1 protein-coding gene is annotated in these 264 nt (G+C 66.7%); it reads left to right on the top strand.

Annotated elements, in window-relative coordinates:
- Positions 1 to 264 (top strand): DUF742 domain-containing protein (locus tag E0D90_RS26270; RefSeq protein WP_130800368.1); only part of this gene is annotated, 264 nt, incomplete at both ends.

The raw sequence follows: 264 nt of genomic DNA, 5'->3' as shown, positions 1-264 counted from the left end.
GCGTCCGTACGCGATGACCGGCGGCCGGACCCGGCCCCGGTACCAGCTGGCAATCGAGGCGCTGGTCAGTACCAGCGTCGAACCCGCCCGGCTCTACGGCCAGCTGCCGGAACACCAGCGGATCTGCCAGCTGTGCTACGAGATGAAGTCCGTGGCCGAGGTCTCCGCGCTCCTCTCCATTCCTCTTGGTGTGGCCCGGATTCTGGTCGCCGATCTGGCGGAGGCCGGGCTTGTCGCTATTCATCAGCCTGGTCATGAGGGTGA

The sequence above is a fragment of the Streptomyces otsuchiensis genome (assembly GCF_004305975.1).
Taxonomy (GTDB): Bacteria; Actinomycetota; Actinomycetes; order Streptomycetales; family Streptomycetaceae; genus Streptomyces; species Streptomyces otsuchiensis.
This window is presented reverse-complemented; position numbering and strand designations above follow the sequence as displayed.